At 46.1% G+C, this 10,843-nt stretch carries 5 protein-coding genes; all 5 read left to right on the top strand.

Annotated features, from left to right (window positions below; translation table 11 throughout):
* Positions 1–157 precede the first annotated feature (157 nt).
* From B050_RS0108060 to B050_RS0108080, 5 genes are read left to right on the top strand one after another with little or no spacing between them, the layout of a single operon-like run.
* Positions 158–3,247 carry a SusC/RagA family TonB-linked outer membrane protein gene (locus B050_RS0108060; RefSeq protein WP_018473399.1) on the top strand — a complete coding sequence of 1,030 codons (3,090 nt, stop codon included), beginning with the start codon at positions 158–160 and terminating at the stop codon, positions 3,245–3,247.
* A gap of 18 nt (positions 3,248–3,265) precedes the next feature.
* On the top strand, positions 3,266–5,113 hold the full coding sequence (locus B050_RS0108065) for a RagB/SusD family nutrient uptake outer membrane protein (protein WP_018473400.1): 1,848 nt from the start codon (positions 3,266–3,268) through the stop codon (positions 5,111–5,113).
* A gap of 37 nt (positions 5,114–5,150) precedes the next feature.
* Positions 5,151–7,958, top strand: a complete 2,808-nt coding sequence (locus B050_RS0108070) for a SusC/RagA family TonB-linked outer membrane protein (protein WP_018473401.1) — start codon at positions 5,151–5,153, stop codon at positions 7,956–7,958.
* Between the two features lie 30 nt (positions 7,959–7,988).
* Entirely contained in the window at positions 7,989–9,701 is a 1,713-nt protein-coding gene (locus B050_RS0108075) for a RagB/SusD family nutrient uptake outer membrane protein (protein WP_018473402.1), read from the top strand.
* Positions 9,702–9,727: 26 nt separating this feature from the next.
* Entirely contained in the window at positions 9,728–10,654 is a 927-nt protein-coding gene (locus B050_RS0108080) for a DUF1735 domain-containing protein (RefSeq protein ID WP_026235736.1), read from the top strand.
* Positions 10,655–10,843: the final 189 nt, after the last annotated feature.

Here is a 10,843-nt window from a genome sequence, read left to right on the forward strand (position 1 = left end):
TAGCCTAGAGAAATTTCTCTAATTGTTAGATGTGAGGTCTTATCAGCTTGAGGTGTTAGTTTACAGTGAAGACCAATAAATAGCTATACATTACCATTTTCAATCCTGGTGTCACACATCTAATATTTAAGACAATAACCTAACTTAAATAACCTAGATGATGAGAAAAAATTACCAATTAGTCAGATTCTGCATTACCCTTGTAGCGGTCATGGCTTTTGTGACGGGCTACGCCCAAGGGCAGACCATAAGGGGTCGGGTCATTTCGGAAGACGTTCCAGAGGGATTACCCGGTGTCACAGTTCTGGTCAAAGGAACATCAAATGGAACGGCCACCGATATAGATGGAAATTTTCAGATAGAAGCATCGCCCACAGATGTTTTAATTTTTAGTTTCATTGGGTACGAATCCCAGGAAATCCCAGTCAATAATAGATCCGTAATTGATATTTCTCTGGCCTTTGCCGAAACCAGCCTCGATGAGGTGGTGGTCGTGGGCTATGGAGCGCAGAAAAAGGAAAGTGTAGTAGGAGCGATCTCCCAGGTGCAGGGTGAAGACCTCGTCCGCACAGGACAGCAAAATATTTCTAATGCCCTGACAGGTCAGGTGCCAGGCGTGGTGACGGTGCAGCAATCAGGCATGCCAGGATCCACCGATGCCAAAATATACATCCGTGGGGTTTCCAGCTTTAGTGGAGATAATCAGCCCTTGGTATTGGTGGATGGGGTAGAGCGAAGCCTCAATAATATTGACCCTTCAGAAGTGGCTAGCATTTCTGTACTGAAGGATGCCTCCGCCACCGCCGTATATGGTGTCAAAGGTGCCAATGGAGTGATCCTCGTCACCACCAAAAGAGGCCAGGAAGGTCGTATGGAAATCACGGCAAGTGCCGAGGTGTCCCTGTCGTCTCCATCTATAAAACGGACCATCGAAAATTCATATAACACCCTTGACGCCAGGAATACAGTATATCGTAATCGGCAGGAGTGGGGCAGAATCATCAATGATGAAACGCTGGAGCATTACCGAACGCAGGATATGCCTTATGTATATCCGGATTCCGATCCTTTGGATCTGATGCTAAGCGACTTTGGTGTGGATAAGAAATTTAATGTGTCCGCTCGTGGTGGCACCAAGACCGTAAAGTACTTTGTGTCTTTGGGTGGCCTGAGCCAAGGAGGATTATTCAAGGATTCCCAGCCCCTATACGATCCAGGGTACCAAAATGAGCGGTATAACTTTAGGATGAACCTGGATTTTGACATCACCAAGACCACAAAGGTGTCCATCTCTTCCGGTGGGGTACTGCAGACCACGGATGTGCCGGGATCTACCTATAATTATCTGGTGAACTTCATTCTCTATGATGCCCCTTACAATACCCCATTTTTATATCCAGACTCATTCTTACAGCAGTATCCGGATGACAAATGGCCTTATCCCGGTGATCGTATGGCAGGAAGCCTGATCATCCCGGGGGAGACCACCCCTTATTACCTTTATAATGCCTCAGGGACATTCAGAAACTCTAATAATAGGGTGGGAACTGACTTTGGGATTAAGCAGGACCTGGGATTTATCACTGAAGGACTGACCATGGAAGCTTTGCTTTCTTATAATTTTGAGACCTTCTATAATGCTGGAAATGTAAACTACCAAGGAGATTATTTTCAGTTTAATATGATAGGCGAAGATGACTATGAATGGACTCGGTATATCAACAAAACGGTGGATAACGAAACCATTATCACTCCGCCGTATTATGATGGCACCCGAAGAAATGGTAGCCCTAGGAAAAGTCTCGTTTATAATGCCCGATTAGGCTATACCAAGTCCATCGATAACAGCCATAATATTTCTGGCCTGGCACTATTTCAGCGAAGAGAAAGCCAGAATGGAGCTTCTTTTCCTCATTACGAAGAAAACTGGGTAGGTCGTGCAACTTATGATTTTAAAGGGAAATACCTGGCGGAATTTAATGTAGGCTATACTGGATCAGAGCAGTTTGCGCCAAGCAACCGATTTGGACTTTTTCCGGCCTTTGCCGTGGGCTGGAATGCCGCCAAGGAAACCTTTATGAAGCAGGCGATTCCATCAATGAATAAGTTGAAATTCCGCTATTCCTACGGTGAAACAGGAAATGACAATACCGGCTCCAACTGGCTGTACATCTCTGAATATACCAATTCTAAGAATTATGAAACCGGGGATATCAGCAGTAGTGAAGACGTAAGGACCATAAAGGAAGGTAATGTCCCCAACCTGGTGGCCCGTTGGGAAAGGTCGGTTAAGAAAAACCTGGGGCTAGAGATTGGGTTTCTCAATGATACCTATACGCTTTCCGTCGATTTATTTGATGAGCAGAGAGATGGTATTTTGATGGAGCGAAGGGCTATTGCTGACTGGTTTGGGCAGAACACCCAGCCACAGAATATTGGAGGTACCAAAGTCCATGGTTTTGAAATAGAAGCAGGCTTCAATAAGCAGGTGAACACCATTTACTACTGGGCCAAGGGTAATTTCAACTTCAACGAAAACCGTGTGGTGGCCCGTGATGACCCGAAGTTAACCCCTGATTATCAGAAGCTGGAAGGCAAGCCTATCGGTCAGCCGAATAATATCTATAATGTGGGCTACTATCAGAATATGGATGAGATGCTCAATTACTCTCTAGGGAATAATAACCTTCAAGTACCGGGCACCGATAAGCTATACGACTTCAATGGTGACGGGCTGATCAATGGAAATGATGCGGTGCCAATGGGCTTCCCCACACGTCCATTATATACTTTTGGCCTGTCTTCTGGTATGTCGGTGAGCAATTTTGACTTCAGCTTTTTGATCCAGGGGAGCACAGGGGTGACGCGGAACCTAGGGAATTTTAATGATCCTATGAGAGACCTGGACAAGCAGGCCATTCTCTTTCAGGGAAGAGCCGATGGGGTGTGGACTCCTGATAATCGACAGGGCCCCTATGCCGCCTGGGGTGCCTGGAATGCGCAGCAGAAAAACAGGGTGGATGCGAGCTATGCCAGGCTGAAATCCATATCGCTAGGATACAATTTTGAAGGTGAAATTTTAGCACGAATTGGTTTGTCTTCTGCAAGGATATACCTGCAAGGGATAAATCTGCTGACCTATGCCCCGCATATCAGTGACAGAGATCCGGAGGCAGAGCCTTCCACAGGAAATAATAATTATCCTGTCTCCAAGCGATTCAATTTAGGACTAAAAGTAAGCTTCTAAAATCTTAATACGACAATCATGAAATACAGAATTATATATATAGCCACGCTACTTTTGATACTAGGAAATACCTCCTGTGTAGATTATCTGGACAAGTCTCCCGATGCTACCGCTTTTTCTGAGGAGGAGGTATTTAGTAGCTATGAAAAAAGCCAGCAGTTTATCGATCAGCTGCTAATCCCGAGTTATTGGGATGCTGATCCATGGGATGATTTGGCCTGGGGCAATGAGAAGATCAATGGACTGCCACTTCAGATGAACGGTTCCCGCGACAGGATTACCGATGACTGCACTGTGAATACAGGCTCCATGGGCGAGAGGATGTGGAGAATGCGTAAAGGTGACTTTTATGCCGGCCAGAATGATCAGGATTTCCGCTGGGAGCCGAATCACCGTATGCGATTTATCGTGAAGTGGAGGGCTATCCGTATTGCCAATATGTCCATAGCCTATATCGATCAGCTGACCAATGCCACCGAGGAGCAGCGGGCTAATATTTTGGGATTAGCCTATTTTATGAGGGCACATTTTTACTTTCAGCTGGTCCAAAACTGGGGCGGGATGCCATGGGTGGATGCTCCACTGGATCCTACCTCTGATATGGATTTACCTAGAGATGACTATGCGACTTCCATGCAGAAGATCGCCGAATCATTTGATATGGCCGCTGAATATCTGCCAGAAGTCGTGCCCTCTTCCGAGTGGGGAAGACCTTCCAGGCTCGCGGCAATGGCTTATAAAGCTAAAGCTCTTCTGTGGGCAGCCAGCCCTTTTGCTAATCCGGACAATAATCAGCAGCTGTGGGTGGATGCTGCAGTGGCAGCTGGCGAAGCCCTGGCGGAAGCAGATCAGTCAGGATACTATTACCTCGTGCCGCTGGAAAAGTGGAGAAACCTCTTTCACGGTGTGGGTGAAGATACCTTCCATGAGGTGTTATTTGGCATCCTGCATAAAAATAAGCAGTGGAAAAAAGGTCAGCCTGACTGGAGATACTCCGGTATCAAATCAAAGGCTTTTGGTAGTGGATCAGGGGGGGAGCCCGTGATGGAAAACCTCGCTCAGTGCTTCACCTGGAGTAATGGTGACCCGATTGACTATTCTACCGAGGAATTTAAGAAGACGCCTTTTACGGGTGATGGGGTAAATCATACTGGTCGTGACCCAAGATTCGACTTGACCCTACTCTATAATGGCCAGGATAATCCAATGACCGCCAGAGAAGGTCGTAAGGTAGAAATCTGGAATGAAGCCTATGATAATTCCGTAGCCGAGGAGTTGAAGATCGATGGCCAGGGCTCGCCAGTTGCCGGATATACCATCACTGGCTATTATAATTGGAAGCTAAAAGCTGATGCTAACTATAGAAATAACGCACGTACCTCCCACTTATTTAACTTTATCCGTCTGGCCGACTTATACCTGTTTTATGCAGAAGCGGCCAACAGAGCCTGGGGACCAAACTCCCCCGCGCAAGGGGTAAATGGCTTCTCCAAATCCTCCGTGCAGGTGCTCAATGAACTTCGCGCCCGAGCCAATATGCCGGCATTTGATAATTCCACCCCGAGCCTCAGCATAGGCAGTGTGGAGGAATTTGAGCAGAAGATCCGTAACGAGGTGCGCATCGAGACCGCCTTTGAGGGCAAGCGATTCTATCACCTCAGAAGATGGTACCTCATGACAGACCCTGGTGTCATGGAGCAGCGAGGATTGTACATCAAGAAAACTGGTCCGGACGAATTTGAGTATTCTGTGGTCCGCGTTGATGAGACTCACCAGATCCAGTGGGAGGAGAAACACTACCTATTCCCAATCGAAAATTCTAATATTTTCTTGGGACCTAATTTTAAGCAAAATCCTGGCTGGTAAGGACTTAGTGCTATCGTTAATTTCAAAAAGACCTAAAATGATATTTTATAATTATAAATTAAAATCACTACTGATTGTCAGCATAGCATGTTTGTCTTATTTCCCCTCCTTTGCCCAGGGGGAAGCGGCCGATCAGGACAGCCTTAAAGTGACTCCTAAGGAGCAAGTTAGCATCATGTATGGCGAGCGTAGCTATGAGCGATTTGTAGGAAACCAAAACAGCGTCTCAGGGAAAGAACTGATCAACTACCCCGCACTGGACGTTCAGGAAGCCCTGGAAGGAAAGCTTCCCGGATTATTTATGCTTCAGGAAAATGGAAATATTGGAGTGGACAATACGGTGTCAGGGGGCAATTTTGAGTCCTATATCCGAGGAAATACCACCGGATTTATCGTCTTGATAGATGGTTTTGAGCGACCCCTCGCTAATCTAAACCTTGATCAGATCGATCACATCCAGGTCTTGAAAGATCCGGTGTCCAAGTCCATGTATGGGGGGAGAATATCCAATGGCATCCTATTAATCACCACCAAGAGAGGGAAGGTATCGGACAATGAATTTCACGCCAAAGTACAAAGAGGGGTGAAGATCCCCAGCCGTCTGCCTCAATACCTCAATGCGTCGGAGTTTGCAAGTGCTTATAATCAGGCTCTAAGAAATGACAATGGAGGGCAGATCCCTGATGGACTCGGATATAGCGATGAGGCGATAGCCGCCTATGCCGACCAATCCAGACCTATGCAGTATCCCGATGTCGATTATTATGGCCAGTTTCTGAATAATTCCATGAATATAGCTCGCTATGACGTAGAATATACCGGCGGTACCGATAAGACACGCTATTATTTCCAGACAGGCATTCAGAACGAAGGTGGCTTGGAGAAATATGGAAATAATGCTACAGGCATGGATATGTACCACGTGCGTGGCAATCTGGATGCTCACTTCAATGATAATATAAAAGTGATCGCTGACTTCTCTGGATACCTGGGGGAAAAGCAATATCCCCGTTTATTTAATATCAACACCCTTTCTTCCCGCTATCCAAATGCCTACCCTATTTTGGTGGCTCCTGACAGTGTGGGCGGCACCGCCTCCTTCAAGGACAATCCCTATGGTGGACAGGTGCAAAGTGGCTTCATCAAGGAGACTTATTTCCAGATGCAGACCAACCTGGGATTTGAGTTTAACCTCGATAATGTGCTGAAGGGCCTTAGCCTTAAGCCGACTTTTGCGCTGGACTTATATAACCAGCAAAATATGAATAAAGGCAATACCGTGGGGATCTATGAGGTCACCTCTTTCGATGAAGAAGGAAACCCCTTGGAAATCGAGGAGCGACAAAAGGAAAACCTAGCCACCTCCCAAAATCTGGGAGATGATGAATATGTGAGACGCTGGGCCTTCAATATGCTGACTTCCTGGCATAGAAAATATGATGATCATGCGATTTCTGCGGACCTGCTTTTTCTCATTTTAGATGAAAATGAAGCCTATAGGTTTGATAATTATAAAAGACAAAATATCACCGCAAGGACCAATTATTCCTATCAGGGAAAATATACCGTCGAAGGTTCCTTAAACTATGCCGGCTCAAGCAGCTATGCCAAAGAAAATCGCTTTAAGCTCTTCCCAGCAATAGGGGCTGGCTGGGTACTCTCTAAGGAGGAGTTTCTGAAGGATAATTTGTCTCTGGACTTCTTACGCCTCAATGCCACTTGGGGTGTGATGGGAGATGGCAATATCCCCAACCGCCTCTGGATAGACACCTGGGATCTCAAGGTGGAGGACTACAGAATCAATAGCTCCAACCCGCTGTCCACCTCGAAGTTTTCCAGAATTGCCAATCCTCTTATCGACTGGCCTACCATCCGTGAAATGGATATTAATATAGAAGCCCGTCTTTTTAATCGGCTTGGGATGAAGGTGAGTTATTTTAATTATCTGACCAAAGGAACCTTGAGCAAAGGCGATAACCTTACGCCTGCCATCCTTGGTGGAGATGATTTCCTGCCTCAGCAGAATTTTGGGGAGACGAAGATGGAGGGAGCAGAGGTAGAAGTAAATTACCATGCGAAGGCCAACAACTGGACCTTTGATATTGCTACGCATATGACGATCTCCAAAAGTGAGAAACTCAAGATCAACGAGCTGGCAGATCCTAATTATAGCAGCGTGGGCGATGCCACAGATGATGTGCGTGGGTATAATGCGATAGGCTATTATACTCAGCAGGACATCAATGATGCTATTGCAGGCCTGGGACCGAGTCCTTCTTTCCTTGATCCGGCGGATTTGAGAGTAGGAAATATCAAGTATGAAGATGTCAATGGAGATAATATCATCGATAAATATGATAAGAATGTCATCGGAAATCGCTCCCCACGCTTGATGTATGGAGCCAATATTAATATAGGATTTAAGAGCTTTGAGTTATATGCCTCTTTTCTAGGCTATGGCAAGTTTGATAGGCTCCTGAATAATAGCACTTATTATAGTATATATGATAATAGGAAATATTCTACCGTGGTAAATGATGGCTTGCCCAATGGGAATTCTCATCCACAGCTGACCACAGGCACCCCGACCAATGATATCCAGACTTCCTCTTATTGGGTGGCGGATGGATCTTTCTTGAAGCTTAGAAATGTGGCCTTGTCCTATACCCTGCCATCGAGAATCTCGGACCTGCTTCACCTGAAGCAGGTGAAACTGTACGCCTATGGCACCAATTTATTTTCTATCTCGAAAATAGAAAAGCTGGATCCGGAGTCTTTGAGTGCCGGGGTGTCGGATTACCCCTTGTTTAGCACCTATGCCGGTGGCCTGTCCATTTCATTCTAATCCTATTATAAGTCACTTAAAGAGAATATTATGAGATTATTTAAATCTATCATTTATACTTCCATTACCCTTGCGACCTTCACGGCTTGCAGTGAGTTTTTGGATACCAGACCGAATAGCTCGGTGCCCAATGAAACGGCCCTCCAATCAAGAGAGTATTTTCTTGGATTCCTCTATCAATCCTATAAAGCCCTCCCTTCCAGAGCGGAATTTGACTATGAGGCAGCCACAGATAATGCCCTGGTCAATAGGGAGGTGTTTGCTCCATCCAGAGCCGCTCGAGGTGGGGTATCGGCAAGTAGTAACCCTCTCGGGGATAGCTGGGAGGCTAATTATGCTAGCATAAACTCCCTCAATTGGTTTCTGGAAAGAATGGTGCTGGACCCTAGCCAGCCCATCCCTACTCCCGTGAGGTTTGACCTGAACCCCGAGGTAAACCTTCAGATATTCGAATTGTCTAAAGGGGAAGCTTATTTCCTTCGGGCCTGGTTTCAATTTGACCTACTAAAAAAATATGGAGGCTTAGCCGCGGATGGGCAGGTATATGGATTTCCGATCAGCACCTCCTATTTGGAATATACCGATGAGCTGGATCTTCCGCGTAATACCTATGAGGAATGTGTGCAGCAGATTATTGCGGACTGTGATAAGGCTTTTGAGTTTTTGCCTTTGGAATATTCTCAGGGATCGGGAAGTATCCCCGATGGCTTGACTTCCGATTCGGGAAGACCTACAGGCCTAAGTGCCTTGGCGCTGAAGGCGAGGACTCTGCTTTACAGAGCTAGCCCCGCCTATAATCTCACCAATGATCAGAGCTTATGGGAAGAGGCCGCTGCTGCCGCTGCCGCCGCCATTCAGGCTAGTGGAAATGATGATTTGATGCCTTTCTCGGCATATTATAATAAGAACAATCTGAATGATGGGGACTTCTCAAACCCTGATTTGTTCTTCAGAGGCCCCATCGTTCTGGATGACCAAAACCTTGAGAAGGAGAATTTCCCCCCTCGGGCTTTTGGTGGCAATGGGAAGTTTAACCCTTCCCAAAACCTGGTGGACGCCTTCCCGATGAGCGATGGATATCCCATTGATCAATCTCCTGATTACGATGGGGACCAGATGTTTGTTAATCGTGATCCTCGCCTGGATCGATTTATAGTGAGGGATGAGGAGTCCTGGGCAGGATTGACGATGGACACCCAGCAGGGAGGAGCAGATGCTTATGGCACTGACCAAAACTCCACCAGGTCGGGATATTACCTGCAGAAGCTGTTGGATCCGCAGGTAAGACTAGAACCTGGCAAGCTCGTACGTACCAAAAGAGCCGTTTACCTGCTCACAAGGCCTGAGTTATATTTGAACTTTGCGGAGGCGGCGATCCAGGCCACCGGCAATCCCGATGATGCTCGATTTGGCTATTCTGCCAGAGAGATCCTGGCCAAAGTAAGAAACCGCGCGCTTGGAGAAGGAAAAGACCAATACCTTCCCACCGTCCTGTCCCAAGCCGATTTTGTCGATTTGCTGCGCAATGAAAGGCGAATTGAAACCTGCTTTGAGGACTTTAGATTTTGGGACCTGAGGAGATGGAGCCAGGGTGCCAGCGATCAATCCCTCATCAACAGCCCTGTATATGGGATTTACTCCCCGGATATCCTTGAGGCCAGACAATTTGCCTCTCCTTATATGCCATTGCCTTTCTCAGAAATGGTGAAAACTGAGAACCTCGTCAATAATATGGGCTGGTAATTTTCTAATTTATTAAGACAAACAAGATGAAAAAAATAGCAATAGTAGTACTACTCGCATTGGGAATCACGGGCTGTTATGATGATGATTTCCTGAATCCAAAATTAGACAAAACCCTAGCTTACTTTGCTTCCTTCGAAAACCACACCCGCACGGTGGTGGTGGGTGAAGGCCTAAGGTTCAAGATTGGTGCAGCAATGGCTGGGGTGCTAAATAATAATGAAGATCGCACGATTGATTTTCAGCTTTACCAAACAGATGTAACCTTTACGGATATTGATGATACTAGAGAGCTGCTCCCTATAGACTATTACGGAACCAGTGAAATGAACAATGGACTCCTTCAAGCCACTATTCCGAGTGGGGAGTATTTGGGGTATTTCTCCGTAGAAATGGATTCTATCAATTTTCTGAATGATCCCAAGGCCTTAGAGGAAATTTATACCCTCCCAGTGAAAATAGTGGGCACCTCCCTGGATTCGATTGGGATAGACTCGGTGAATGTGACGGTAAAATATATGAGTGCTGTGGATGGATATTATTTATACCAATCAGAAATCCGTAAAGAGATCGATGGCGAAATCCTGGACGACAAAACCGTGGTGGAGAAATACAATTCTGAAGGCGATGAGAATGCCTGGCGACTGACCACGATCGGACCCTTCGAGGTGCAGGCGACCTCCGCCACCACCGCCTTTACCAATGGCCTCATGTTTAATATGACTGTTCAGGGAGGCGAGATCGCGGTGGATCCCATCGATGGACAGCCTGTGGTGATGCTGGAAGATACCAATACTTATGATTCCAGTACACGGGATTTCAACCTGAATTTCCACTATCAGCTGGACGATAATGACACGGTGTACCATGTGTCCACCGATCTGATATTCAGAAATAGGGTAAGAGATGGAGTGAATGAAACCCGCGATTATTTAAGTTATTTCAATCAATAAACCCCTATACTATTTTACTTTTGACCATACCTCCGGAAGATTTTCGGGGGTATGATTTTTTATGGCCTTATGGCCAATTTTATTATCTCTAATAAAAGGATTTTAGGAGAAAGGATTTTTTTACCTATAAAGGCCTTCGTCAGTGCTAAATACGTGCATGGTGAGCTGAAATCAGGGTTTTGACTGAGA

The organism is Echinicola pacifica DSM 19836, from assembly GCF_000373245.1.
Taxonomy (GTDB): domain Bacteria; phylum Bacteroidota; class Bacteroidia; order Cytophagales; family Cyclobacteriaceae; genus Echinicola; species Echinicola pacifica.

Excerpts from the sequence above, each read along its gene's own strand:
- B050_RS0108060 (WP_018473399.1), top strand. The coding sequence starts at position 158 with ATGATGAGAAAAAATTACCAATTAGTCAGATTCTGCATTACCCTTGTA.
- B050_RS0108065 (WP_018473400.1), top strand. The coding sequence starts at position 3,266 with ATGAAATACAGAATTATATATATAGCCACGCTACTTTTGATACTAGGA.
- B050_RS0108070 (WP_018473401.1), top strand. The coding sequence starts at position 5,151 with ATGATATTTTATAATTATAAATTAAAATCACTACTGATTGTCAGCATA.
- B050_RS0108075 (WP_018473402.1), top strand. The coding sequence starts at position 7,989 with ATGAGATTATTTAAATCTATCATTTATACTTCCATTACCCTTGCGACC.
- B050_RS0108080 (WP_026235736.1), top strand. The coding sequence starts at position 9,728 with ATGAAAAAAATAGCAATAGTAGTACTACTCGCATTGGGAATCACGGGC.